This is a genomic window from Microbacterium sp. Root553, from assembly GCF_001426995.1.
In the GTDB taxonomy this organism is placed as follows: domain Bacteria; phylum Actinomycetota; class Actinomycetes; order Actinomycetales; family Microbacteriaceae; genus Microbacterium.
In genome coordinates this window covers 1,819,887-1,844,891 of record NZ_LMFY01000001.1, presented here as the reverse complement: position 1 = coordinate 1,844,891, position 25,005 = coordinate 1,819,887, and the positions used below count along the sequence as shown (strand labels likewise).

27 protein-coding genes and 1 tRNA gene are annotated in these 25,005 nt (G+C 68.7%); 15 read left to right on the top strand and 13 right to left on the bottom strand.

Annotated elements, in window-relative coordinates:
• The first annotated feature begins 67 nt into the window (after window positions 1-67).
• Window positions 68-1,096: a class II fructose-bisphosphate aldolase gene (fbaA, locus tag ASD43_RS08530; protein ID WP_045255567.1), complete on the top strand. Its 1,029-nt coding sequence runs from the start codon at window positions 68-70 to the stop codon at window positions 1,094-1,096.
• A 67-nt stretch (window positions 1,097-1,163) separates the two neighbouring features.
• Here the strand turns inward: fbaA and ASD43_RS08525 are convergent, their stop codons facing one another.
• The 3 genes from ASD43_RS08525 to ASD43_RS08515 all read right to left on the bottom strand — a co-directional run bounded on the left by ASD43_RS08525 (window position 1,164) and on the right by ASD43_RS08515 (window position 3,836).
• A complete protein-coding gene (locus ASD43_RS08525) occupies window positions 1,164-1,706 on the bottom strand; it encodes a DUF6264 family protein (RefSeq protein WP_056416073.1) in 543 nt (180 codons plus the stop codon).
• Between the two features lie 256 nt (window positions 1,707-1,962).
• A complete protein-coding gene (locus ASD43_RS08520; protein WP_056416070.1) occupies window positions 1,963-2,754 on the bottom strand; it encodes an IclR family transcriptional regulator in 792 nt (263 codons plus the stop codon).
• Between the two features lie 2 nt (window positions 2,755-2,756).
• Window positions 2,757-3,836 carry a 4-hydroxy-3-methylbut-2-enyl diphosphate reductase gene (locus tag ASD43_RS08515; protein ID WP_188042376.1) on the bottom strand — a complete coding sequence of 360 codons (1,080 nt, stop codon included), beginning with the start codon at window positions 3,834-3,836 and terminating at the stop codon, window positions 2,757-2,759.
• Window positions 3,837-3,890: 54 nt separating this feature from the next.
• Between ASD43_RS08515 and xseA the strand changes: the two genes are divergently transcribed.
• From xseA to ASD43_RS08485, 6 genes are all read left to right on the top strand, one after another.
• The gene (gene xseA / locus ASD43_RS08510; RefSeq protein ID WP_056416065.1) at window positions 3,891-5,183 is read left to right on the top strand and encodes an exodeoxyribonuclease VII large subunit; all 1,293 of its coding nucleotides are present in this window, start codon (window positions 3,891-3,893) and stop codon (window positions 5,181-5,183) included.
• 31 nt (window positions 5,184-5,214) lie between these two features.
• The gene (locus ASD43_RS08505) at window positions 5,215-5,463 is read left to right on the top strand and encodes an exodeoxyribonuclease VII small subunit (RefSeq protein ID WP_056416062.1); all 249 of its coding nucleotides are present in this window, start codon (window positions 5,215-5,217) and stop codon (window positions 5,461-5,463) included.
• A complete protein-coding gene (locus ASD43_RS08500) occupies window positions 5,460-6,104 on the top strand; it encodes a DUF4245 family protein (RefSeq protein ID WP_082539329.1) in 645 nt (214 codons plus the stop codon). The genes ASD43_RS08505 and ASD43_RS08500 overlap by 4 nt, the downstream gene beginning before the upstream one ends.
• A complete protein-coding gene (locus ASD43_RS08495) occupies window positions 6,101-6,775 on the top strand; it encodes a carbonic anhydrase (protein WP_045255574.1) in 675 nt (224 codons plus the stop codon). Before ASD43_RS08500 ends, ASD43_RS08495 begins: the two co-directional genes overlap by 4 nt.
• Window positions 6,772-8,181 (top strand): class II fumarate hydratase, encoded by a 1,410-nt coding sequence (locus ASD43_RS08490; RefSeq protein WP_056416059.1) that lies wholly within the window; start codon window positions 6,772-6,774, stop codon window positions 8,179-8,181. The genes ASD43_RS08495 and ASD43_RS08490 overlap by 4 nt, the downstream gene beginning before the upstream one ends.
• 271 nt (window positions 8,182-8,452) lie before the next feature.
• Window positions 8,453-9,286: a DUF559 domain-containing protein gene (locus ASD43_RS08485; protein ID WP_056416056.1), complete on the top strand. Its 834-nt coding sequence runs from the start codon at window positions 8,453-8,455 to the stop codon at window positions 9,284-9,286.
• Between the two features lie 132 nt (window positions 9,287-9,418).
• Here ASD43_RS08485 and ASD43_RS08480 read toward each other — a convergent pair whose 3' ends face one another.
• Together ASD43_RS08480 and ASD43_RS08475 are read right to left on the bottom strand one after the other, a co-directional pair.
• Entirely contained in the window at window positions 9,419-10,801 is a 1,383-nt protein-coding gene (locus ASD43_RS08480) for a PhoH family protein (RefSeq protein WP_056416053.1), read from the bottom strand.
• 233 nt (window positions 10,802-11,034) lie between these two features.
• Window positions 11,035-11,814, bottom strand: coding sequence for an isoprenyl transferase (locus ASD43_RS08475; protein ID WP_056416050.1), 780 nt, complete (start codon window positions 11,812-11,814; stop codon window positions 11,035-11,037).
• Window positions 11,815-11,918: 104 nt separating this feature from the next.
• On the opposite strand from ASD43_RS08475, the gene trhA reads away from it, so the two are divergent.
• Window positions 11,919-12,644, top strand: a complete 726-nt coding sequence (gene trhA, locus ASD43_RS08470; protein ID WP_056416046.1) for a PAQR family membrane homeostasis protein TrhA — start codon at window positions 11,919-11,921, stop codon at window positions 12,642-12,644.
• Between the two features lie 92 nt (window positions 12,645-12,736).
• Here trhA and ASD43_RS08465 read toward each other — a convergent pair whose 3' ends face one another.
• Window positions 12,737-13,021 (bottom strand): hypothetical protein, encoded by a 285-nt coding sequence (locus tag ASD43_RS08465; protein ID WP_045255579.1) that lies wholly within the window; start codon window positions 13,019-13,021, stop codon window positions 12,737-12,739.
• 70 nt (window positions 13,022-13,091) lie between these two features.
• Between ASD43_RS08465 and ASD43_RS08460 the strand changes: the two genes are divergently transcribed.
• Together ASD43_RS08460 and greA are read left to right on the top strand one after the other, a co-directional pair.
• Window positions 13,092-13,478 carry a DUF4307 domain-containing protein gene (locus tag ASD43_RS08460; protein WP_056416045.1) on the top strand — a complete coding sequence of 129 codons (387 nt, stop codon included), beginning with the start codon at window positions 13,092-13,094 and terminating at the stop codon, window positions 13,476-13,478.
• A gap of 96 nt (window positions 13,479-13,574) precedes the next feature.
• A complete protein-coding gene (greA, locus tag ASD43_RS08455) occupies window positions 13,575-14,063 on the top strand; it encodes a transcription elongation factor GreA (protein ID WP_045255581.1) in 489 nt (162 codons plus the stop codon).
• Window positions 14,064-14,148: 85 nt separating this feature from the next.
• On the opposite strand, the gene ilvA is transcribed toward greA, so the two are convergent.
• Both ilvA and ASD43_RS08445 read right to left on the bottom strand, forming a co-directional pair.
• On the bottom strand, window positions 14,149-15,378 hold the full coding sequence (ilvA, locus tag ASD43_RS08450) for a threonine ammonia-lyase (RefSeq protein WP_056416042.1): 1,230 nt from the start codon (window positions 15,376-15,378) through the stop codon (window positions 14,149-14,151).
• Window positions 15,375-16,571, bottom strand: coding sequence for an AI-2E family transporter (locus ASD43_RS08445; protein ID WP_082539328.1), 1,197 nt, complete (start codon window positions 16,569-16,571; stop codon window positions 15,375-15,377). The genes ilvA and ASD43_RS08445 overlap by 4 nt, the downstream gene beginning before the upstream one ends.
• 76 nt (window positions 16,572-16,647) lie before the next feature.
• Here ASD43_RS08445 and ASD43_RS08440 point away from each other — a divergent pair, with 76 nt between their 5' ends.
• The gene (locus ASD43_RS08440; protein WP_056416039.1) at window positions 16,648-17,910 is read left to right on the top strand and encodes a winged helix-turn-helix domain-containing protein; all 1,263 of its coding nucleotides are present in this window, start codon (window positions 16,648-16,650) and stop codon (window positions 17,908-17,910) included.
• Window positions 17,907-18,386 (top strand): hypothetical protein, encoded by a 480-nt coding sequence (locus ASD43_RS08435; protein WP_056416036.1) that lies wholly within the window; start codon window positions 17,907-17,909, stop codon window positions 18,384-18,386. Before ASD43_RS08440 ends, ASD43_RS08435 begins: the two co-directional genes overlap by 4 nt.
• A gap of 18 nt (window positions 18,387-18,404) precedes the next feature.
• Here ASD43_RS08435 and ASD43_RS08430 read toward each other — a convergent pair whose 3' ends face one another.
• The 3 genes from ASD43_RS08430 to ASD43_RS08420 all read right to left on the bottom strand — a co-directional run bounded on the left by ASD43_RS08430 (window position 18,405) and on the right by ASD43_RS08420 (window position 21,623).
• Window positions 18,405-18,971 carry a LemA family protein gene (locus tag ASD43_RS08430; protein WP_045255585.1) on the bottom strand — a complete coding sequence of 189 codons (567 nt, stop codon included), beginning with the start codon at window positions 18,969-18,971 and terminating at the stop codon, window positions 18,405-18,407.
• A gap of 94 nt (window positions 18,972-19,065) precedes the next feature.
• A complete protein-coding gene (locus ASD43_RS08425) occupies window positions 19,066-20,379 on the bottom strand; it encodes a D-arabinono-1,4-lactone oxidase (RefSeq protein ID WP_056416034.1) in 1,314 nt (437 codons plus the stop codon).
• Window positions 20,376-21,623: an alanine racemase gene (locus tag ASD43_RS08420; protein ID WP_056416031.1), complete on the bottom strand. Its 1,248-nt coding sequence runs from the start codon at window positions 21,621-21,623 to the stop codon at window positions 20,376-20,378. The genes ASD43_RS08425 and ASD43_RS08420 overlap by 4 nt, the downstream gene beginning before the upstream one ends.
• Before the next feature lie 100 nt (window positions 21,624-21,723).
• On the opposite strand from ASD43_RS08420, the gene ASD43_RS08415 reads away from it, so the two are divergent.
• Window positions 21,724-21,796, top strand: a tRNA-Leu gene (locus ASD43_RS08415).
• 126 nt (window positions 21,797-21,922) lie between these two features.
• On the opposite strand, the gene ASD43_RS08410 is transcribed toward ASD43_RS08415, so the two are convergent.
• Window positions 21,923-23,080: a tyrosine-type recombinase/integrase gene (locus ASD43_RS08410; protein ID WP_056416026.1), complete on the bottom strand. Its 1,158-nt coding sequence runs from the start codon at window positions 23,078-23,080 to the stop codon at window positions 21,923-21,925.
• The gene (locus ASD43_RS08405; protein WP_157550925.1) at window positions 23,077-23,619 is read right to left on the bottom strand and encodes a hypothetical protein; all 543 of its coding nucleotides are present in this window, start codon (window positions 23,617-23,619) and stop codon (window positions 23,077-23,079) included. Before ASD43_RS08405 ends, ASD43_RS08410 begins: the two co-directional genes overlap by 4 nt.
• 80 nt (window positions 23,620-23,699) lie before the next feature.
• Between ASD43_RS08405 and ASD43_RS17215 the strand changes: the two genes are divergently transcribed.
• Window positions 23,700-23,918 (top strand): hypothetical protein, encoded by a 219-nt coding sequence (locus tag ASD43_RS17215; RefSeq protein ID WP_157550922.1) that lies wholly within the window; start codon window positions 23,700-23,702, stop codon window positions 23,916-23,918.
• A gap of 335 nt (window positions 23,919-24,253) precedes the next feature.
• A complete protein-coding gene (locus ASD43_RS17210) occupies window positions 24,254-25,000 on the top strand; it encodes a hypothetical protein (protein WP_157550919.1) in 747 nt (248 codons plus the stop codon).
• The last annotated feature ends 5 nt before the right edge of the window (window positions 25,001-25,005 follow it).

The following is a 25,005-nucleotide window of genomic DNA, read 5'->3' as shown; positions in this document are numbered from 1 at the left end:
CGACATCCGCGAGCCAGCCCCGATAGAGTGACTGCTGTCCCGGCTTCCCCTATCGCAGGAGTTTCTCATGCCCGTCGCCACCCCGGATCAGTACGCCGAAATGCTCGACCGCGCGAAGGCCGGCGGCTTCGCGTACCCGGCTTTCAACGTCTCGAGCTCGCAGACGATCAACTCCGTCCTGCAGGGCCTCACCGAGGCCGGCTCCGACGGCATCATCCAGGTCACCACCGGCGGTGCCGACTACTTCGCCGGCCACACGGTGAAGGCACGCGCGACCGGCGCGCTCGCCTTCGCCCGCTACGCCACCGAGGTCGCCAAGAACTACCCGGTCACCGTCGCCCTGCACACCGACCACTGCCCGAAGGACGCCCTCGCCGGCTTCGTCGAGCCGCTGATCGCCGCGTCCGAAGAAGAGGTCAAGGCCGGACGCAACCCGATCTTCCAGTCGCACATGTGGGACGGCTCGGCCGTCCCGCTCGCGGAGAACATCGAGATCGCCAAGGATCTGCTCCCCCGCATGAAGAACATCAACGCCATCCTCGAGGTCGAGATCGGCGTCGTCGGCGGCGAGGAGGACGGCGTGCAGCACGAGGGCTCGAACGAGGCCCTGTACACCACGTTCGCCGATGTCGACCAGGCCGTTCAGGCGCTCGGTCTCGGCGAGCAGGGTCGCTACATCGCGGCCCTGACGTTCGGCAACGTGCACGGCGTCTACAAGCCGGGCGGGGTCAAGCTGCGGCCCGAGCTGCTGGGAGAGATCCAGGAGCAGGTCGCCGCGAAGTACAACACCGGAGCGAAGCCGCTCGACCTCGTCTTCCACGGCGGGTCCGGCTCGACCGACGACGAGATCGCCCTCGCGGTGGCCAACGGCGTCATCAAGATGAACATCGACACCGACACGCAGTACGCCTACACGCGCGCGATCGCCGACTACATGTTCAAGAACTACGACGGCGTGCTCAAGGTCGACGGCGAGGTCGGCAACAAGAAGCTGTACGACCCCCGCGCCTGGGGCAAGGTCGCCGAGACGGCGATGGCTGCTCGCGTGCTCGAGTCCACGCGTCAGCTCGGCTCGTACGGCCAGTCCCAGAGCTGACCCGCAGACGCGGAACACGACGATGCCCCCGACCGATCCGGTCGGGGGCATCGTCGTGTGATCGGCGCTACTGCCCGGCGGTCTTCGCGACGAAGTCGATGAACGCCGGGTCGTTCATCAGCGGGATCGCCGCGCAGACCGACGCCACCAGCAGGGTCACGGCACCGCCGGCCAGGGGCACCCACCACGCCACCTTGCCGCTGCGCAGACGACGGACCGAGAACATCGCCGTGAGCGACCATCCGACGATGAGGACGATCGAGGCGATGGTCCCCCAGAGCTTGCCCTGCGCATAGTTCGTGAACTCGCCGTCGACGCCGAGCGCGTCCATCATCTGATTCATCGCAGTCGGGAAGTCGAGGTACGACACCGCGGTCACGGCGACGTTCACCAGGCCGTAAGCGAGCAGAGCGATGGTGACGAGACGGTCGACAGGGCGCCGGCGAGGCGCATCCGTGCGGCCACCCGCCCTCGGAGCTTCCGTCCCGGCGCCGGGCACGGCCTCGGCGGGAGTCGGCGGCGCAACCTCGCCGAGCGGCGGCAGCCCTGCTGCTCGGCGCTGCTCTTCGATGGTCGCGATTTCGCCGTACTGCGGCCGCTGGTCCGTCATCCCGACATGCTATCCGTCCGGCCTCTGCACGACTCTCAGGATGCAGGCCCCGAAAATGATGGCGGCCCCGGAGAAGTGGGGACTCCTCGGGGCCGCGGACTCGGAGCGCTGGGGACGCTCGTCATCCAAGTGGGCGAGGAACGCTGGGGACGTTCCGTCACCTGTAGTGCCGTTTGCACATGCGACTACCCTCAACACTCTAGGAAAGCGCGTGCCGATCCGCTAGTGGCAGTTCTTCAGATAGTGAAGAACGCGCTCAGACGGCGGCGCTCAGTCCGGGGGCTCCCCCGGTCAAGCCGTCCGCACCCAGCTGCAGGGCGAGTCGCCGTGCGGTCCGCGTGAGCGTCGCCACGAGACCACGCCCCGCGTGCGCCTGCTCGACGGGGAGCGAGATCGCCAGGGACGCCCGGATGTTCGGCGCGATCACGGGGACAGCGACGCAGGCATTGCCGATCGCGTACTCCTCGCGGTCCACCGTGAACCCCGGCGACCGTTCGAGCTCCGCCAGCAGCGCGCGCGGGTCCTTGATCGTGCGGGGCGTCAGTTCCTCCAGGCGGTGGCGCGACAGATAGTCGAGACGCTCGGCACCGGTGAGGTCGGTGAGGATCTGCTTGCCCAGCGCCGTGGCGTGCGCGCTCGACTCGAGGGCGACCGACAGATCGATCCGCGGCCGTTCCGCGGCATCGACGATGTCGATCAGATGCACCTCGCCCTCGTGATACCTCGACAGATACGCGGTGGCGCCGACGTCTTCGGTGACCTGACGCAGCGCGACGCGCACTCGCGCGAGAAGGACACCGCCGGCATCCGGACGCGACTGGAACATCGGAAAGTGCTCCCCGAGCACCAGCCCCTCGGGCTCGGTGGCGAGGTATCCCTCGTGGATCAGCGTGCGCACGAGGTTGTACGTGGTGCCCTGCGTGAGGCCGGTGAGCATCGCGAGGGTCTTGACCGGCACGGGGCGGGGGGAGTTCGCGACGATGTCGACGAGTCGCAGCGCACGCTGGACCGACCCGATGAGGGTCGGCGCCGCCTCGGTGCCGGGCACCGTCAGGCGCCTCCGCCGGAAGCGCGTCCACCCAACGCACGAGCGTCGCGCTGGCCGGAGGCGTCCTGTCGCAGTTCCTTCGGCAGCGAGAACATGAGGTCCTCCTCCGCCGTCTTGACCTCTTCGACATCGCGGTAGCCCGCGCCGTCGAGCGCGTCGAGCACCTCGCGCACGAGAACCTCGGGGACCGAGGCGCCGCTGGTGACGCCCACCGTGGCGACGCCGTCGAGCCACTCCTGCTTGACCTCTTCGGCGTAGTCCACCCGGTAGGCGGCCTTCGCTCCGTACTCGAGGGCTACCTCGACCAGTCGCACCGAGTTCGAGGAGTTCGACGATCCGACGACGATCACGAGATCGGCGTTCGCCGCGACCTTCTTGATCGCGACCTGGCGGTTCTGCGTCGCGTAGCAGATGTCGTCGGACGGGGGATTGTGCATCTCGGGGAAGCGGGCGCGCAGACGGTTGACCGTCTCCATGGTCTCGTCGACCGACAGAGTGGTCTGCGAGAGCCACACGACCTTCGACGGGTCCTTCACCTGGACCGTGTCGGCCTCGTCTGGCGAGTTCACGATCGTGACATGCTCGGGCGCCTCGCCCGCCGTGCCCTCGACCTCCTCATGGCCCTCATGGCCGATGAGCAGGATCTCGAAATCGTCGCGTGCGAAGCGCACGGCCTCGCGGTGCACCTTCGTGACCAGGGGGCAGGTCGCATCGATGGCATGCAGTCCACGGTCGGATGCGGCATCGACGACCGCGGGCGAGACCCCATGGGCGCTGAAGACGACGTGAGCGCCCTCGGGAACCTCATCGACCTCCTCGACGAAGATCGCACCCTTGTCCTCGAGCTCGGTCACCACGTGGATGTTGTGCACGATCTGCTTGCGCACGTACACGGGGGCTCCATAGCGCTCCAGAGCCTTCTCGACGGCGACCACCGCGCGGTCGACGCCGGCGCAGTACCCGCGAGGAGCGGCGAGCAGAACACGCTTGTTGCCCGCCACCGGGTTATCCTGAAGCCGCCCCGCCGCCCCACGTACTCGTGGAACGCGCGGAAGGGGCAGATGAACGGCAGTCGAGGTCACACACCAATTCTACCGCCGAGAACCTGAGCAGGAGCGGGAAGGTGCACTGAGCGGATGACGGTCTTCGAAGCGTCCACGGGCCCGGGTGAGACTCCCCCGGCGGATGCGGTCGCTCCGCGCGACTCGACGGCGGACGCCCCGACCTCGGTCGCCCGGCTCAACGGCACGATCCGCGACTTCATCGCGCGCTGGAACACCGTGTGGGTCGAGGGCGAGATCACGTCGTGGAACGTGCGAGGCGGCAACATCTTCGCCCGCCTCAAGGACACCCGCTCGGATGCTCAGATCTCGATCCGGATCTGGTCGAGCGTGCGCCCCCGGATCCCCGGGGACCTCGCTGTCGGTGATCACGTCGTCGCGGCGGTCAAAGCGGACTACTTCGTGAAGGCGGGCGACTTCAGCTTCGCGGTCTCCGCCATGAAGCACGTGGGACTGGGAGACCAGCTCGAGCGTCTGGAGAAGCTGCGGCTGCAGCTGCGCCAGGAGGGCCTGTTCGATCAGGCCCGCAAGAAGCGGCTGCCCTTCCTCCCGCACGTGATCGGGCTGATCACGGGCGAGAAGTCCGACGCGGAGAAGGACGTGCACCGCAATGCGGAGCTGCGGTGGCCGCAGGTCCGGTTCCGCACCGAGTACGCGGCGGTGCAGGGCGATCGCTGCGTGCCCGAGACCCTCGCCGCGCTCGCTCGGCTCGATGCCGATCCCGACGTCGATGTGATCGTCATCGCCCGCGGTGGCGGCGACCCGCAGACCCTGCTCGGATTCAGCGACGAGCGCCTGGTGCGCGCCGTGGCCGCGGCATCCACCCCCGTCGTCAGCGCTATCGGGCATGAGAACGACCACCCTCTGCTCGACGATGTCGCCGACCTCCGGGCATCGACGCCCACCGACGCCGCGAAGCGGGTCGTGCCGGATGTCAGCGAGCAGCGTGCGCTGATCGCCCAGTTGCGCTCGCGGGCGACGAGCCGGCTGACGCAGCGGCTGTCGCACGACATCGCCCAGCTCGAGCAGCTGCGCTCCCGCCCGGCGCTGCGCTCCCCCGATCCCATCATCGACTCCCGCTCGCAGGACGTGTGGCTGCTGCTCTCGCGAGGGCGCGACACGATCACGCGGCGCCTGGACTCCGCCGGGCGGGCGACCAGCGAGCTGCGGGCGTCGCTGCGCGCCCTCTCGCCGGCCGCCACTCTCGCACGCGGCTACGCGATCGCCCATCTGGAGGGCGGTCTGATCCTGCGCGACGCCGCGGATGCGCCGGCCGGCAGCGCCCTGACCATCACCGTCGACCGCGGCTCCGTCGCCGCCCGTTCCGAAGGCGAGATCGACGAGGCATCGGCACCCTCCGCCGAATGAGCGATCCCCGCGCACGGCGTAGGATGAAGGGGTGACTGCGCTGAACGACACCCCTGTGGACACCCTGTCGTTCGAGGCCGCTCGCGATGAGCTCGTGAGGGTCGTCTCCGAACTCGAACAGGGCGCTCCCACCCTCGAGCAGTCCCTCGCCCTCTGGGAGCGAGGCGAGTCGCTCGCCGCGCGCTGCGAGGAATGGCTGCTCGGCGCGAAGCGCCGGCTCGAGGCCGCCCGCACCGAGGCATCCGACTCCGCCGCCCCGTCCGGCGAGGACGCATCGTGAACAAGCCCGCACCGATCGTCGCCGAGCTCGGACGCCCCGAGACCCCGGCCGAGACCGCCGCACGCAAGGCCGCCTCGAGCAAGGCCTACCGGTCAAGCCAGACGGTGCGCAGCCTTGTCGCGGCGCTGATCGCCACCCTCGCCATCGTCGCCGTGATCGTGTTCGCCGTTCCCCGAGGCGAGCCCGCGACCACCAGGACCATCGACATGGTCGGCATCGCGGCCGATGTCGAGTCCACCGTGGACAGCGCCGTGATCGTGCCGGATCTCGACGGCTTCTGGCGCGTCAATGCCGCAGGCCTCACCAGCGGCGCGACCGCGGTATGGGATGTCACCCTGGCCCCGTCCGCGCAGAACGAGCGCGGCTTCATCAAGTTCGCGCAGGCGTTCGACGCCGACTCCTCGTGGGCGCCGCAGCGACTCAACGGCACGGCCGCCACCGACACGATCTCGATCGGCGGCCTGGAGTGGGACGTCTACCCCCTCGGCGACGCCGGTGCGAAGCAGAACATCACCTACGCGATCGGCACCCAGGCCGGAGACGACTACGTGCTGCTCTACGGTTCCCGCTCGGCTGATTCGACCGCCGAGCTGGCCGAGTCCCTCGTCCCCCAGATCCGCGATCTCTCGGAGACCTCATGACCCACGCGCTCACGCCCACCGCCGCCTGGACCCAGATGCAGGAGGGCAACCGACGCTTCGTCGACGACGCTCCCCAGCACCCGAACCAGGACGTCGCCCGCCGCCGGCACCTGGCCGCGGCGCAGCATCCGGTCGCCACGCTTTTCGGATGCTCGGACTCGCGCCTGGCCGCCGAGATCATCTTCGACCTCGGACTGGGCGACCTGTTCGTGGTACGCAACGCCGGACAGGTGATCGGAGAGTCGATCGTCGCGAGTCTCGAATACGCCGTGGCCGTTCTGGAGGTGCCGCTGATCGTCGTGCTCGCCCACGACTCGTGCGGTGCGGTCCGCGCCGCGATCGACGGGACCGCGATCGACGCCGCTCCCCTGCCCCCGCACATCTGGAAGCTCATCGCCCCGATCGTCCCGGCCGCGCGCAAGGTGCTGGTCGAGAACGGCGGGAGCACCGTCGACGAGATCGACGCCGATCTCGTCGGCGAGGAGCACCTCCGCAACACCGTCAGCGATCTGCTGCAGTCGTCCGAGGTGATCTCCCAGGCCGTCGCCGAGGGCCGTCTGGGCATCGTCGGCGCCAATTACCGCCTGGCCGAGGGCACCGCGGTGCCCATCATCACGGTCGGGATCGACACCGAGGGGCACGACCCCGCAACCAAGGAGGGTTCGGAATGACCGACCAGCACAGCGGAGCGCAGGAATACCGCATCGAGCACGACACCATGGGTGAGGTACGGGTGCCCGTCAACGCCCTGTACGGTGCGCAGACGCAGCGCGCCGTGGAGAACTTCCCGATCTCCGGCAAGGGCCTCGAGTCGACGCAGATCGCCGCCCTCGCGCGCATCAAGAAGGCTGCGGCGCTCGCCAACAAGCAGCTCGGCACCCTCGACGGTGCGATCGCCGACGCCATCGCGCAGGCCGCCGACCAGGTCGCCACCGGCGCGCACGACGCCGAGTTCCCCGTCGACACCTACCAGACGGGGTCGGGCACGTCGTCGAACATGAACATGAACGAGGTGCTCGCGACGCTCGCGACCCGCATCCTCGGCGCCGACGTGCACCCCAACGACCACGTGAACGCCTCGCAGTCGTCGAACGACGTGTTCCCGACCTCCGTGCACATCGCCGTGACGCAGGCGCTCATCGACACCCTCATCCCCGCGCTCGACCACCTCGCCGTGGCCTTCGAGGCCAAGGCGGAGCTGTGGAAGGACGCCGTCAAGTCCGGCCGCACGCACCTCATGGATGCGACGCCGGTCACTCTCGGCCAGGAGTTCGGCGGCTACGCACGTCAGATGCGCCTGGGCATCGAGCGCGTGCAGTCGGCCCTCCCGCGCGTCGCCGAGGTGCCCCTCGGCGGTACGGCGACCGGAACCGGCATCAACACCCCGCTCGGGTTCCCGCAGAAGGTCATCGAGCTGCTCGCGGCCGAGACCGAACTGCCCATCACCGAGGCGAAGGACCACTTCGAGGCTCAGGCCAACCGCGACGGTCTCGTCGAGGCCTCCGGCGCGCTGCGCACCATCGCGGTGTCGCTCACGAAGATCAACAATGACCTGCGCTGGATGGGATCCGGCCCGAACACGGGTCTCGGCGAGCTGCACATCCCCGACCTGCAGCCCGGGTCGTCGATCATGCCCGGCAAGGTGAACCCGGTCGTCCCCGAGGCGGTGCTCATGGTGTGCGCACGCGTGATCGGCAACGACGCGACGGTCGCCTGGGCCGGAGCATCCGGATCCTTCGAGCTCAACGTCGCGATCCCCGTCATGGGCACCGCAGTCCTGGAGTCCATCCGTCTACTCGCCAATGCCTCGCGCGTGCTCGCCGACAAGACCGTCGACGGCCTGCAGGCGAACCTCGACCGCGCCGCCGCGTTCGCCGGCATGAGCCCGTCGATCGTCACCCCGCTCAACAAGCTGATCGGCTACGAGGCGGCGGCGAAGATCGCCAAGCACGCCGTGGCCCAGGGCATCACGGTGCGCGACGCGGTGATCGACCTCGGCTATGTCGAGCGCGGCGACCTGACGATCGAGCAGCTCGACGAGAAGCTCGACCTGCTCTCGATGACCCACCCCGGGTGATCGTCTCCCGCTGACGCCCCGGGAACTCCGGCTCGGCTCTCCCCCTTCGGGGGCCGCTCTCCCACTTCGGGGGCGGCTCTCCCCTTTCGGGGGCCGACACGCCAGATCACAGCCGCAACACACGATGCGGTTGGACATCTGGCGTGTCGGCCCCCGTTTGGTGCACCCCACCTGCTCTCCCCAGACCTGAGATTCTGCGAGTTCTCCCCGGATGCCGGCGCGGACGGCCGGCCCGGATGCCGCTGCGCGGCGACCCCGCGACACTGGGTCGATGCTCTCGCCCCACGACGTCCTCACCACCCTCGGCGGGATCGCGCGAGGGACCACGCTGCAGAGCTTCGGCGTCACCCGTCAACGCCTCTCCCAGGCCACGAGACGCGGAGAGATCCAACGCGTGCGTCCAGGACTCTTCGCAGCGATCTCGGTACGAAGCGACGTTCGCGAGGCCGCGCTGCACGGCGGCGCCCTCGCCTGCACCTCGGCTCTGCGCGCGCACGGCATCTGGGTGCTCGACGACGGCACGCGGCCGCACGTATGGATCGGCCGGCGCGGGCGCCGGCTGGAGCACGGAGGATGCCGATGCGTCAGCCACTACTTCCGCGGAGACGTTCCGCTCGGTCTCGTCGACATCGAGACCGCGCTCATCCAGCTACACAACTGTCAAGGCGATGAGGCGTTCTTCGCATCGCTGGAGTCCGCCCTCAACCTCCGCCGCGTCAGTCGCTCCGCCCTGCAGCGGATGCGTCGGTCGATCCCGTCTTACGCGCGCTGGCTGGTCGATCTCGCTCGCTCCGACGCACAGAGCGGACTCGAATCGTTGCTGCGATTCCGGCTTCATCTCCTCGGGTTCGTGCTCGCGTGCCAAGTGGACATCAGAGGGGTCGGACGTGTCGACTTCGTCGTCGGAGACCGTCTGATCATCGAGGTCGACGGGCAGGAGAACCACACCGGCGCGAGGAGACACCATGATCTGATGCGGGACGCCGCCGCATCCGCTGTCGGATACGAGACGCTGCGCTTCAGCTATGCCCAGGTCATCCATTCCTGGCCGACCGTGCAGGCTGCCATCCTCGGCGCCGTCACCCGCGAGCACGACCACGCATGACAAATTTTGGGGGCCGACACGCCACTTCTCGTTCCGATCGCACCGGAACGTCCGAGATCTGGCGTGTCGGCCCCCAAAATGGCACAGACCCTGACGGGACCCGGGGCCCGGGACGGGCCCCGGGTCCCGTGGTCAGCTGAGCTCGCTGCCCTCCAGCAGTTCCGTGACCAGCGCCGCGATCGCCGACCGCTCCGAGCGCATCAGCGTGACGTGCGCGAACAGGTCGTGGCCCTTGAGCGTCTCGATCACACTCGCGATGCCGTCGTGACGACCGACGCGGAGGTTGTCCCGCTGGCCCACGTCGTGGGTGAGGATGACCCGCGAGTTCTGCCCCATGCGGCTGAGCACCGTCAGCAGCACATTGCGCTCGAGCGACTGGGCCTCATCGACGATCACGAACGCGTCGTGCAGGGAGCGTCCGCGGATGTGCGTGAGCGGCAGAACCTCGAGAAGACCGCGCTCGATGACCTCTTCGACCACGTTGCCGGAGACGACCGATCCGAGAGTGTCGAACACGGCCTGGCCCCACGGCCCCATCTTCTCGCCCTGGTCGCCGGGCAGGTAGCCGAGCTCCTGACCGCCCACCGCGAACAGCGGACGGAAGACGATGATCTTCTTCTGCTGCTGCCGCTCGAGAACCGCCTCGAGCCCGGCGCAGAGGGCGAGCGCCGACTTGCCCGTTCCCGCGCGACCGCCCAGCGAGACGATGCCCACATCGGGATCCGTCAGGAGGTCGATCGCGATGCGCTGCTCGGCGGAACGGCCGTGCATCCCGAACACGTCGCGGTCGCCCCGCACGAGGCGGTACTCGCCGTCGCCCGTGACCCTGCCGAGGGCGGATCCACGCTCGGAGTGGATGATGAGCCCGGTGTTGACCGGCAGACCCCGGGCATCCTCGCTGATCCCGACCTCGCTCTCGTAGAGGTCGCTGATCTCGTCACCGGAGAGATCGAGGGTCGTGATGCCCGTCCACCCCGAGTCCACCGCCTGCTCGGCCAGGTACTCCTCGGCCCGCAGGCCGAGCGACGCCGCCTTGACGCGCATCGGGAGATCCTTCGAGACGATCGTGACATCCTGCCCGTCCTGGGCGAGGTGCATGGCCACGGACAGGATCCGCGTGTCGTTGTCGCTCAGGCGGATGCCGGCGGGCAGCACCGAGGCGTCGGTGTTCGCCAGCTCGACGCGGAGCGTGCCCCCTTCGCCGACCTCGACCGGGAAGTCCAGACGTCCGTGCTCGACCCGCAGATCGTCGAGGTGGCGAAGCGCCTGCCGAGCGAAGTAGCCGATCTCCGGGTCGTGACGCTTGCCCTCGAGCTCCGTGATGACCACGACGGGGAGCACGACCGAGTGCTCGGCGAATCGGAAGAACGCCTGCGGATCGCTCAGCAGGACCGACGTGTCGAGGACGTAGGTGCGCAGATCTTGATCCGGATCGGCTCCCCCTGCCCGTGACGTGGACTTACGGGTGGACTGCTGCGCGGTGCTTGCGGACTGCTGCGCTGTACGTGAGGTCACGACCCACTCCCGACCCGGGCATTCCCGGTAGTTCGAACGAGTCGACCAGGGGGTCACGAGTCGTAGACCTGAGGTCGACCCGACGGGCGCCTTGCCCGATGCCTAGAAGCTACGTCCAGGTGCCGACATTCGCCCGATCCGACACACCGCGGATTCGTTACGCGTTGATTAACGGTTCGTGTCGCAGGGGCAGGACCCGGGCCGTGCGTCGCGCGAGCGACGGCTCCACGGGTTCAGCGGCCGAAACGTCGGTCGCGGTCGGCGAAGTCGCGGATCGCCCGCAGGAAGTCGACCTGGCGCAGATCCGGCCCGAGCGCCTCGACGAAATAGAACTCGCTGTGCGCGCTCTGCCACAGCAGGAAGTCGCTGAGTCGCTGCTCGCCGCTCGTGCGGATCACCAGATCGGGGTCGGGCTGACCCCCGGTGTAGAGGTGCTCGCCGATCATCTCGGGCGTCAGGTGGGCTGCGAGATCCTCGATCGTGCCGCCGGACGCCTGGTGCGACGTCACGATGCTGCGCACGGCGTCGACGATCTCGTTGCGCCCGCCGTAGCCGACGGCGAGGTTCACGTGCAGACCGGTGTGATCGCGCGTGCGCTGTTCGGCGTCATCGAGCACCCTGGCCAGCTCCGGAGGAAGGATGTCGGAGCGGCCGACGTGCTTGACACGCCAGTTCGGCTCCTCCGACACGGCTTCGGCGAGTTCCGCGATGATCTCGATGAGATCGGCGAGTTCGGCGGAGTCGCGCTTGCGCAGGTTGTCGCTCGACAGCAGGTACAGCGACACCACCCGGATGCCGAGCTCGTCGCACCAGGCGAGGAACTCGCGCATCTTCGCCGCGCCTGCGCGGTGCCCCTCCGCGGGCGTCGCGTAACCGAGCTGACGAGCCCAGCGCCGGTTGCCGTCGATCATCATGGCGACGTGGTGCGGCACGGACGACGGGTCGAGATGGCGGCGCAGCCGGCTGGTGTACAGCCGGTACAGCGGGCCTCGCCCCTGGCCGTCGCGTGACATCACCTCCCTACGCTATCGTGCCCGACTGTGCGGGGCACGTGTGAGAGAGCAGCAGCACCGGATATGTACGGTTCGCGGAATGCCCGCCGCAATAGAGTGGGGCCGTGAGCACTCCCGACTCGGCACCCGACCTCCCCCAGCTGCCGCTCCTCGAGGAGGCGGCGCACGACTCCGCGGTCGAGATCAGACCGACCTGGCGAGGGTGGATCCACGCGGCCACGTTCCCCGTCGCCATCGTGGCGGGCATCGTGCTGATCGCGGTGGCTCAGGGCGGGGCCGCCAAGTGGGCTGCGGCGGTGTTCATGGTGACGTCGATGCTGCTGTTCGGAAACTCCGCGCTGTACCACCGCTTCGACTGGAGCCCCAAGGTCAAGATCACGCTCAAGCGCATCGACCACGCCAACATCTTCCTGCTGATCGCCGGCACGTACACGCCCCTGGCCGTGCTCGCGCTCCCTCCGGGGAAGGGCGCTCTGCTGCTCGCCCTCGTGTGGGGCGGCACCGTGGTGGGCATCCTGTTCCGCGTGTTCTGGATCAATGCGCCGCGCTGGCTCTACGTCGCGCTCTACCTGCTCATGGGCTGGGCCGCGGTGATGTTCATGGTCGACCTGTTCACGGCGAACGCGACGATGATGGTGCTGGTCATCATCGGCGGACTGCTGTACACGGGCGGCGCGATCGTCTACGCCCTGAAGAAGCCGAACCCCTGGCCCGGCCACTTCGGCTTCCACGAGATCTTCCACGTGTGCACCGTGCTCGCGTTCCTCTGCCACTGGGCGGCGTGTCTGCTCATCGCCCTCGGCCCGCTGTCGCCGTCCCTGGGAGCCTGATCGCCGGCGCATCGGATCGCACCGGCGCACAGCACCGTCGTCTCAGACCGGTCCTATCGGACCGTCGAGGCCGGGGCACCCGCCCCGAGCGGTCAGCGCCTGTCGGGGTCGTCGTCGCCCTCGGTGACGATGGGCAGATCGGCATCGGTCTCGGTGGCCCGATCCGCGGCGAGGGCGGCCTCCTCGGCATCCAGCTCTTCCCTGACCTCTTCGCGGTAGCGCACCCGGCGGATCCGTCGGTTCATGTCGAGGATCAGCAGGATCACGGCGACCAGGATGATCACCACGGCGGCGAAGCCGACGAAGCCCGGGGTGACCAGCTGCGGGTCCACCGTCATCGTGGGGGTGGGCATCGGAGTCTCGGTCAGAGCGAGCATGGGGTTCTGCCTTTCCTGCGCAGGTCGCATAACCTGGTGTCACCAGCCTAACGACCGGAAGACCCGCCCCGTGACGACCGCAGAACAGCTCGACGCCCGCTATGGCCGAACCCGACGACGACGCGGCCCCTGGATCGTCTTCCTGACGATCGCCGTCGTGATCATCGCCGCGTTCGGGTGGTCGATCGTCACGACGCAGATGAACGCCGTCGATGCCGACGACCTCGGCTACGACCTCGTCGACGAGCACAGCGTGACCGTGCGCTTCCAGGTCACCGGGGTGCAGGGCAAGGATGTCGCGTGCGCGGTCGAAGCCCTCGATGAGGAGTTCGGCGTCGTCGGCTGGAAGGTCGTCGAGATCCCGGCCGGGAACAGCCATTCGCAGGCGCTGTCGGCCAGCGTGCCCACCGTGTCCGAGGCCACCACAGGTTTGGTGAACAGCTGCTGGGTCGCCTAGACTCATCGCAGACAGATGACGCCCTGGCACTGTGCCAGGGCGTCTTGGCATATCCCCCGCGGACCATCGCCGGGTACCTAACGAAGGAGCTCCGTCATGTCCACTGACGCTCAGGTTCCCTTCCTCACGCAGGAAGCGTACGACCGGCTCGTCTCCGAGCTCGAACACCTCTCCACCACGGGGCGCGAGGAGATCGCGAAGCGCATCGAGGCGGCCCGCGAAGAGGGCGACCTCAAGGAGAACGGCGGGTACCACGCCGCGAAGGACGAGCAGGGCAAGCAGGAGGCGCGGATCCGCACCCTCGAGAACCTCCTGAAGACCGCCAAGGTCGGCGAGGCGCCCGCGAGCCGCGGCATCGTCGAGCCCGGCACCGTCGTCACCGCGATCGTCGCCGGAGGCGAGGAGGTCTTCCTGCTCGGCAGCCGCGAGATCGCCGCGGGCAGCGACCACGACGTCTACAGCGAGGCCAGCCCGCTCGGCCAGGCGATCCTGGGCCTCAAGGTCGGCGAGAAGTCGTCGTACGAGGCCCCGAACGGCCGTTCGATCTCGGTCGAGATCGTCGCGGTCGAGACCTACACGGGCTGACACGGCAGGCGCCGAGCCGCGCCCGCATGCAAGAGGGGCCCCGTCCATGTGGACGGGGCCCCTCTTGCATGCGGGTGGGACCCGGTCAGTCCGGGACGATCATGGGGTGGAAGCCCGCGCGGCGCAGCGTGTCGAGCGTGAGCTCGGAATGCTCAGCTCCGCGGGTCTCGACGCTGAGCTCGAGGATCACGTCGCTGATCTGCAGGCCGTGTCCGTGTCGGGTATGCATGGCTTCGATGACGTTCGCCCCCGCCTCAGCGATGAGCTCGGACACGCGTGCCAGCTGACCGGGACGGTCGGGAAGCGGGATCCGGATCGTCAGGTAGCGTCCGGACGCCGCCAGACCGTGGGAGACGACGCGCTGGAGCAGGAGCGGATCGATGTTGCCTCCGGACAGCACGGCCATCGTCGTCCCGGTCGCCGACACCTTGCCCGCGAGGATCGCCGCGACGCCGGCCGCGCCCGCGGGCTCGGCGACCACCTTGGACTGCTCCAGGATGATGAGGATCGCTCGGGCGAGGTCGTCGTCCGAGACCGTCACGACCTCGTCGACGAGATCCTTGATGATGTCGAAGGGCACCGCTCCCGGCCGGGCGACGAGGATGCCGTCGGCGATCGTGGGCCGCGTCTCGATGTCGACGGGCTGTCCGGCCAGCAGCGAGGGCGGGACGGCGGCCGCGTTCTCGGCCTGCACGCCGATGATCCGCACCTCTCGTCCGAGTTCGGCGGCCCTGGCCTTCACCGCCGCGGCCACACCGGCGATGAGACCGCCGCCGCCGATGCTGAGCACGATCGTGTCGACCTCGGGTGCGTCGTCGAGCAGCTCGAGTCCGAGCGTGCCCTGGCCGATGACGATGTCGCGGTGATCGAAGGGGTGGATGAGCACCGCTCCGGTGCGTTCCGAGAACTCCGCGGCGAGACGCAGGGAGGTCGCGACGGTCTCGCCCTCGAGAACGACCTCGGCGCCGTAGCCGCGCGTCGCGAGCAGCTTGGGCACCGGGACCCCCAGCGGCATGAAGATCGTGGCCGGGATGCCCAGGGCCTGCGCGGCGAGGGCGACGCCCTGCGCGTGGTTGCCGGCGGATGCGGCGACGACGCCGCGCGAGCGCTCCTCCTCGCTCAGGCGCGACAGCCGATAGGCGGCTCCGCGGATCTTGAACGACCCGGTGCGCTGGAGGTTCTCCATCTTGAGCAGCACGGGGGCACCGAGTATGTCCGACAGCGCCCTCGACGGCAGGGTCGGCGTGTGCGTGATCACCTCAGCCAGACTCCGAGCGGCCTCCTCGAACTCGGTCAGGCTGGGGACTGCGTTCATCGATTCCTCCGTGTCCGCTCGCGCGGGACTGTGCTCCAGATCAGGTCGGCGTCGGGTTGGTCCCCCGTACGCCAGGCGCCGCTGCTCACGGTCACCGCCGCCACATTGACGAACGCCGCGAGCGGCACGGCGAAGAGTGCGCCGGGGATGCCGCCGACCATCGCTCCGCCGGCGACGACGAGCACCACGGCGAGCGGGTGCACCTTCACGGCGGAGCCCATCAGGATCGGCTGCAGGATGTGGCCTTCGAGCTGCTGCACCCCGAGCACGACGGCCAGCATCGCCAGTGCGATCAGCGGACCGTTGTACACGAGAGCGAGCAGCACCGCGATCGCGCCGGTGACGACGGCACCGACGATCGGGATGAAGGATCCGAGGAAGACCAGGACGGCGACCGGGATCGCCAGCGGCACGCCGAGGAGAGCCGCACCGACCCCGATGCCGACGGCGTCGATCGCCGCCACGAGCAGCTGGGTGCGCGCGTAGTTGATGATGGTCGCGAAGCCGTTGCTGGCCGCGGCGTCGGCCGCGGGACGGGCCGCGCGCGGGAACAGGCGCAGCGTCCACCGCCAGATGCCGCGTCCGTCGGCGAGCAGGCAGATGAGGATGAACAGCGACAGCACGGCGCCCGTCACCACATGGGCCGCGGTGGTGCCGACGGCGAGTGCCCCGTTCAGGAGCGCCTGGGTCTGCTCGTTGATGATCTGCAGACCCTGGTCGATGTAGCTCTGGATCTGGGCCTCGCTCAGGTGCAGCGGCCCGTTGAGGAGGAACTGCCGGAACTCCTCGATGGCCTGCGAGCTGCGCTGCTGCACGTCGGGCAGCTGCTCGCGCACCTGCCAGATCACGAGCCACAGCAGCAGCGAGACGATCGCGATCGTGCCGATGAGCGAGACCGCGACGGCGAGCCATCGCGGGAACCGATGCCGCAGCATCCACTGCAGCGCCGGCCACAGCAGAGCCGTGATCAGGATGCCCACCATGAGCGGGATGACCAGGAGCTTGAGCTCGATGACGAGCCAGATGATGCCGGCGACGGCCGCGGCGATCAGCAGCAGACGCCAGGCGTAGGCCGCGGTGACGCGCAGCCCGATCGGCACCGCCGCATCAGCGTCGGTGGTGACCGTGCGTTGCGTGGACACCGCGCGCGGACGGAAGAGATCCCTCAGCCGCGGACGCTGCTCTTCGCTCATCGTCCGATTCTACGGCGCTGTCGCTGCAGGCCACGACGCCCGCCCGGATGTCGGCACACGGCGTTACGCTGACCACGTGACCGACTCCCTCAGCGCCGCCCAGGCCCGCCGCATCGCGCTGGGTGCGCAGGGGTTCTCCCGGGCCCGCCCGACCACGGTCTCGGCCGCGCACCTGCATCGCACCATGTCCCGGCTCGGTGTGCTGCAGATCGATTCGGTCAACGTCTTCGCGCGGTCGCACTACATGCCGATGTTCTCGCGCCTGGGGGCGTACGACCCCGCGGTGTTCGACCGGGTCTTCCACTCGCGCACGACGCACTACGTGGAGTATCTGGCGCACGAGGCCACCTTCATCCCGATCGAGGACTGGCCGCTGTGGCGATTCCGGATGGAGAGCTTCCGCGAGCGCTGGGCGGCCCCCGACTCCTGGACGAGCACGAACGCGCGCACCCTCGACTGGGTGCGCGACGAGTTGCGAGCGCGGGGTCCGCTGCGCCCCGCCGATCTTCGCGACGACGTGCCGAGGGAGCGCGGCGGCTGGTGGGACTGGGATGACGTCAAGCTGGCACTCGAGCACCTCTGGCGCACCGGCGACGTGGCGATCAGCGGTCGAAAGGGCTTCGAGCGACGCTATGCGCTCGCTGAGCAGGTCATCCCCGATGCGCTCCGGGATCAGCACGTCACACGCGACGATGCGATCCGTGAGCTGACCCGCCGGGCCGCCCGTCACTCAGGGGTGGCGACGCAGTCCGATCTCGCGGACTACCACCGGATCCGCGATCGCGCGGCCGTCGCCCGCTCGATCGCCGACCTCGTCGACACGGGCGAGCTGTTGCCGGTCACCGTGCGCGGGTGGGAGCGCGGCGGTCGTCCCCTGCAGGCCTGGCGGCATCGCGACGCGTCGCTGCCTCGTGCGATCGACGCCGCCGCGCTGCTGACGCCGTTCGACCCCGTGGTGTGGTTCCGCGACCGGGCGTTGCGAGCGTTCGAGCTCGACTACCGCATCGAGATCTATGTGCCCGCAGACAGGCGCCGCTACGGGTACTACTCCCTGCCGGTGCTCGTGGGTGACCGCATCGTCGCCAGGGTCGATCTCAAGGCCGATCGCGCGACGTCGACGCTGCAGGTGCAGTCCGCCTGGTGGGAGCCCCAGGCCCGGCCTCACGACGATGCCGACCGGATCGCAGCCGAGTTGCGGCTCGCGGCATCGTGGCAGGGCCTCGAGCACGTGTCGGTCTCGCGGTGGGGCTCGGCGGCCGACGCGGTCCATGCCGCCCTCATCGCCCGCCCCGACGCCTCGGTGCGACGCCATGTGCACCCCAGAGAGAGCGCCCCATGACCCGACGCGCCGCCTGGTCGCTCGGCGCGATCGCGCTGGCGCTGCTGCTGGCCGGCATTGCCGTCTGGTGGTGGCAGTCGTCGCTCGAGGATCCCGCTCCCGCGGCATCTCGCTCTCCGACATCGGTCGCCACCGACGCGGACGTGCAGCAGGTCGCGCAGCAGCAGCTCGACGATCACCTCGGGAGCTGCATCGCGGATGCCGTCGGCGCAGTGCTCCCCGAGGGCTGCGGCCTGCGCATTCCGTGGGGCACCGAGTTCGCCGCGGTCGATCGTGTGCGCATGCGGATCGACCGGCTGCCCACGCTCGAACTGACCGACGAGGGATTCGTCGCCGAGGACGGCGTTCTCGTGGTCACGGTCACCGGCACGGGGCAGAACGGATCGGCGAGGACCGAGACCTACCACACCGACTCGTGGAGCGTGCGCGGCGACGTCACACGCGACGGCACGAACGTCGCACTCGACGTCTGGTGACCGAGGTCGACCGTCGCGTCAGAACTGCACGCGCGGCGGCTCGGAGATGGCTCCGCTGTCGGCCACCTCGAAGAACTCGCGCTCGGTGAAGCCCAGTCCCCGGGCGAAGAGATTGTTGGGGAAGACCTTGATCTTCGTGTTCAGCTCGCGGACCCCGCCGTTGTAGAAGCGACGCGCGGCCTGGATCTTGTCTTCGGTGTCGACGAGTGCCTGCTGCACCTGGAGGAAGTTCTGGCTGGCCTGCAGCTGCGGGTATGCCTCGGCGACCGCGAAGAGGCTGCGCAGAGCCTGCTGGAGGTGTCCTTCGGCGATCCCCGCTTCGCCGGGCCCGGCGGCCGACAGCGTCTCGGCTCGCGCCCTCGTGACGTTCTCGAAGACCGCCTTCTCATGCGACGCGTAGCCCTTGACCGTCTCGATGAGGTTGGGTATCAGATCGGCCCGGCGCTTGAGCTGCACGGTGATCCCGCTCCAGGCTTCGTCCACGCGGACGTTGAGCTGCACGAGCGAGTTGTACGTCGCCCACAGGTAGATCCCGATGAGCAGAATCACACCGACGACGATCAGTACCGGCACGAGCCATTCCATCAGAAGCCCACCCTTCCTCGTGTTTTTCTCATCCTATCGGCGCAGTCTGCGCGTCGACTGGGTGCGGTGCCGTCGTCGACTCCGTGGATCGCCCTCACGCGCCCAGCACGCGATCGAGGTAGCGGTTGGTGAACCTTCGGTCGGGATCGAGACGGTCGCGCAGCGCGCTGAAGTCGTCGAAGCGCGGATAGCGCTCCCGCAGCCCGTCGGCCGTCAGCGTGTGGAGCTTGCCCCAGTGCGGCCGGCCCCCGTGATCGAGCATGATCTGCTCCACCGCCTCGAAGTACTCGGTGGGATCCACCCGCCAGTACCGATGCACGGCGATGTATCCGCTCGCCCTGCCGTACGCGGTCGACAGCCAGCGGTCGTCCTCCGCCGCGAAGCGCACCTCGATCGGGAACTCGATCCGCCATCCGCGCTCGTCGATCAGGGCTCGCACGGCGCGGAAGGCCGCGACGGTGTTCTCGGCGGGCAGCGCGTACTCCATCTCGCGGAACCGCACCGTGCGACTCTGCGTGAGCACACGGTGCGACAGGTCGGTGTAGCGACGGTCACCCGTGAGGGTCACCGCGAGGCGGTTGAAGGGCGCGGTGACGGCAGGGGCGAACTGTCCGGCCGCACACACGGCGCGGTAGACGCCGTTCGACAGCAGCGTCTCGTCGATCCAGCGTCCCACCGGCGGGAGCGGCCGGCGCCTCGTCGACTCGGGGAGACGCGTCTGCCTCTTCGTGAGTGCCACGTCGGTGTGCGGGAACCAGTAGAACTCGAAATGATCGGAGGCCGCGACGCGCTCCGACACCGTGTCGAGCACCTCGTCCAGCGGCACCGGCTCGTCGACCGCGTCGAGGACGAACGCGGGCACGCACTGCAGCGTCACCTCGACGATGATCCCGAGCGCGCCGAGACCCAGGGCGACCGCGGGCAGCAGCTCCGCATTCCGGTGCTCGTCGATCCGAAGGAGCTCGCCGGCCGCCGTCACGAGGGAGACGCCGACGACCTGGGTCGCAAGGCCGCCGAAGCGCGCTCCGGTGCCGTGCGTGCCGGTCGAGATCGCTCCCGAGACCGACTGACGGTCGATGTCGCCGAGGTTCTCCATCGCCAGCCCGAACGGTGCGAGGAGGGCGGGGATGCGGTGCAGCCGGGTGCCGGCGAGCAGGGTGACGCGACCGCTCGCGGCATCAGCCGACACCAGCCCCTGCATGTCGTCGAGTTCGAGCAGCACCCCCGGCGCCACCGCGATGCCGGTGAAGCTGTGACCGGCTCCGACCGCCTTGATCGAGAGGCCGCGTGCGGCCGCCGCGACCACCGCGCGCTGCACGCCTTCGGGCGTCCGAGGACGCTCGACGCGCAACGGCGTGACCTGCACCGACCGCCCCCAGTTCTGCCAGGTGCCGCCGATCCGCGTCACAGGAACGCCTTTCCCTCGCCGCGGTACGTGGGCAGTTCGTCGATGACCTCGTCGCCCGACACGAGGTGGTACCGGTCGGTGCGCTCGGCGGGCTCGCCGCTCTTCGCGTGCCGGAACCACACCCGGTCCCCCACGCCGAGACGTTCGGCGGCGCGACCCTGCAGCGGCGTCTGCACTTCGCCGGCCGCTTCACGCGGGAGGGTGCGCAGACCCTGCGGCCACACGGGCAGCGGCTGCCGCGACGCGACAGCCGGACCGGACGCGATCCATCCCCCGCCCAGGACCGTCGCGATGTCCGCGGCGGGACGCCTGACGACATCGAAGGCGAAGGCGGATGCCGGAGCGGGACGGAACGACCGGTAGCCGTCGAAGAGATGACCGCCGAGCAGGCCGCTGCCGGCGCTCGCCTCGGTCAGCGACTCGTCGCTGCCCGAGAACTCGAGCGAGCCCGTGCCGCCGCCGTTGAGGAGCTCCAGCGCGGCGACCTCGGCCACCGCCGCGACGATCGCCGCGCGGCGCTCGCGCAGTTCCGTCCGTGAGCGCGCCTGCACCAGGCGGATCAGCGGCGCGTCGGGCCCCGCGTCGTCGCCCTGGCCGGCGATCTGCGCGTCGTACATCTGCAGACCGACGAGACGGAATCCGGGCCGGGCGACCACGCGCCGCGCGAAGGCCGCGACCTCGCCTGCCGTGAACAGCGCCGAGCGCCGCACCCCGATGTGCCCCAGCAGCGCGGACCGCCAGGACGCATCGACGTCGATCGCCACCCTGATCTCGGGCCGCGAACCGGGAGCCGCCACGCTGTCGATGACGTCGAGGTGGGCGGGGTCGTCGACCATGAGGGTGATCCGGCGCGCGGCATCCTCGTCGGCGAAGAGCTGAGCGAGCCCGGCGCGGTCGACCGTCGGATAGCCGAGCATGATGTCGTCGTGATCGGCGGCGAGCCAGAGCGCCTCGGCGAGCGTGAAGGCGAGGATGCCGTGGTAGCCGGGCAGGGCGAGGACGGCGTCCAGCACCGCGCGCACGCGCACGGACTTCGAGGCGACACGGATGGGAAGGCCCCCCGAACGCGCGAGCAGATCCATCGCGTTGAAACGCAGCGCCTCGCGATCGATCACCGCGACCGGCGCGGGCAGGTGTCCTGTCGCGGCGGACAGCCTCGGCCAGTAGCGCGCGGGATCGTCCCACTCGGGGGCGACGGGGTGTCGAGCCTCGATCGGGCTCAGTTCGGCGGTGAGGTCGAGCACTCCCCCACCATACGGCGTGAGGGACCGGGATTCACCCTTCACGGCACCGGGTTTCGGCGCGGGGCACGCCTCTGCTCCCCGATAGGCTGACCAGGGTCACGCCCCCGTAGCCCAATGGCAGAGGCAGGCGACTTAAAATCGCTTCAGTCTGGGTTCGAGTCCCAGCGGGGGCACGCGTCAACTTCCGCGTGATTCCGCCGCTGCCTCGCTTGCTCCCCCGGTGGCCCTGCTCTGCCGATGTCACGAGACTTGCCCGTTCTGTCACAAGCGCTCCGGATCTGGGCAGCAAGAGCACTGGCTCAGGAGCCGTAGAGACGCCCGAGAAGGTCGGTTGCTACCCGCGTCGTGTCGTCGGTCGCGTGACCGTAGACGCTCATCGTCATCGCGGGGTCGTGACCCGCCAGCTTGGCTACTGTGACGATAGGGATTCCCTGCTGAAGCAGGATCGAGATTGCCGAGTGGCGCATGTCGTGGAGCCGGATGCGCGGAAGCTCTGCCGCTGTGGCATGACGCTGGAATGCAGTGCTGAAGGCGGCGGGGCTGATCGGTTCTCCGATGGCATCGACGGCGACGAGACGATCCCTCCCCACCTTCTCCCTCATCGGCACGGCGGGGTTTTCGGTAAGCGTCATGCGCCGCGTCTCACGTAGCGCGTTCACGGCGGCAGGGTGGAGGGGCACGGTGCGCCGCCCACGGTCGGTCTTGGGGTCGCCCACCACCGTTTCCTTCCCCGCCTGGACCCGAGCCTGACGGATCGTCAGAAGCCCCTTGTCCAGGTCGATGTCGGACCAACGCATGCCGAGCAGTTCGCCCCGGCGAAGACCGAGTGCGGCGACGTGCCACACGCCGACGAGAGGATCGTCCGCCACCGATCCGAGAAAGCGCGACATCTCTGCTGCCGTCCACGTCTGCATCTCTCGGGGCGCACGACGCGGCTTGCGCACGCGATCAACCACGTTCGAGCCGACATAGCCTTCCCGCACGGCTTCCTTCACCACCTTGCCGAGAACGGTGAGCATGAGGCTGACGGTACGCGGCGAGCGCCCGTTGCCCCCGTTGCCACCTTCTCGCGCCATCTTCCGCACGAGAGCTTCGACATCGGCGCGAGTCAGCTTCTGAAGCCGCACATGACCGAATTCGCGGCGTGGGAGTGCGAGTGTTCGCCTGTAGCTGTCGTGGGTAGACGGCCTCCAAGTGCGCTCCCCGATGTCCAGCCACGTCTGGCACCACTCGTCGACAGTCACCTTGCTCGGCTCGGTCCACGTGCCCTGCGCTATGTCAGCCCGTGCGCGTGCCTGAGCCTGGACGGCTTCAGCTTCGGTGCGGAAGGTGAGGGTGCGCTGACGGCGCTTGCCCTTCGAGTCCGGTTCGGCATCGATGCGGAACCGCCATCGCACATCCCCACTGGACAGCAGAACCTTCTTGATGCTCGATCCACGCTGACGCGAGGTAGTCATGACTGATCCTTCGGGTTGAGGTTCTTGCGACCTGACGGGCGACCCCGCCGAGGCTCGGGAAGGTCGTCCGTGCCGGGGCGTCCGCGCGCGTACTTGTACCACTTGTCGGCGGTGTTCACGGAGACGCCGTAGACCTCGGCTAGCGTCTGCCGAACGCTCCTCTGGCAGGCGATGGCGTCTCGAATCACTTGCAACAGGTCGGAGTCGTCAGGCATGGCTGAGCGGACGGTCAAGCCGGTCGCGCGACGCTGCGTCACGAAGCCCTGAGCATCTTCTTCCGCACTTCTCTCCATATGACGCAGGGCGACGATGGCCAACTTGTCACGGTCGAGGTGGGAGATGCGCGACAAGACCACCCCTGGAGGGCTCTCTTCGCTGATGTACAACAGCGCCGGACGACCATCTACACGCTTCGGTACCAGCACCCACCGCACGCCTGACTCACGGTCACGAATGATGACTGCATCGCAATCGCTTCGGCTCGCCCCGCGCCCGAGGGGGATGCGAGTCATCGAGACCGTAACTCGTGAACTGTCCATGTGACGAATATATCTGCTTGTTATTCGTCGCACAAGATTCGAAGGTAGAGGTACCGAACAACGAAGGGAAGGTACAGCGAGTGACTTCAACGAATCGCCTCTCGCGCCGTGATGAAGCGACGGAACGGCTGATGACGCGCGCGACGATCACCGTCTACGACGTGATGGCGCTGACTGGCTGGGGGGAGACGACTGTGCGCCGCGCTATCGCATCCGGCGACATCGCAACCATCCGCTTGGGACATCGAATCCACGTGCTGAGCGCCCCGCTTCGCCGTCAGCTCGGCATCGAGGACTAACCACCACACGACGAAAGCGCCCATGCGGACACGTGGACGCCTTCAAAAGATCGAACCGAGATCAGGAACAGGGTGCTCCGAGATGACCACTTCGACCCCGAGTCGTCACCCCTCACGGGCACGGCTCATCATCGCCAGCCTGCTCATGCTCGCTGCCATTGCAGTCCTGCTTGCAGGGATGCTGACGTGAACCCCCGAACGACTCGTATGGATGAGTTCCGGCGCGCCCGAGATGAGGTGCAGCGGATGAACTCGGCTGAGCGCCAGCGCGCTGTTGCCGAGCTGGAAGCACCATCTGAGGGACGCGACCGCGACGAGTCCGAGGGCGGTTCGCCATGAAGACTCCGTCCCACCCCTTCGAGCCTGGCAAGGGCCGCCTCGCCGCCGTGGAGATGATCGGTGAAGCCGCGTGGCGCATCCTCCTCTATCTGATTGTCAACGCCAAGGACAGCCCGGCAGACGGAGAGGTAGGACGCGCAGGTGTCATCAGCATCAGCGATGCGGTACTCGCCCAAGAGACGGGGGTGGCTCCGAGGACTGTTCGCGATGCTGTCCCGCGCCTGGAGAACATCGGTGCGATCCGAGCGCACCGACACTCAGGGCGCACAACCGTCTACACCGTCTACCCGAGGTGGGTATCTCCGATTGGTCCCGCTCTCGAACCTAGGCAGCCCACTGCCGAGGTGCAGCACTCGGAACCTAGGCAGCCGACCGGCGAGGTTGCGACAGCCCCTTCCGATGCACCTAGGCAGCCCACCGCCGAGGTTGGCCTCGAACCTAGGCAGCCCACCGGCGAGGTTGCCCCCTCCCCCGTAGAGGACGGCAGCTTCTCGCGCGCGCGGTCAGAACGGGAAGAGATCACTACCCCCGCACCCGAGGTAACTCGAGAACTTGCCTGGGGCTGGCGGGGGCGGCTGAACCGCGCTCAGTGGGAAGAGTACGCACCGGAGTGGGAGCGCGTACACGGCGAACCGCTGCGCGTGGAGAACACTCTGCACTTCCCCGGACCGGAGAGCTACGCCGACGCGCTCGCGACTCTCCGCGCCGAGAAGCCACGCCATGCATTCCGCGATGCTTCGTAACCGCC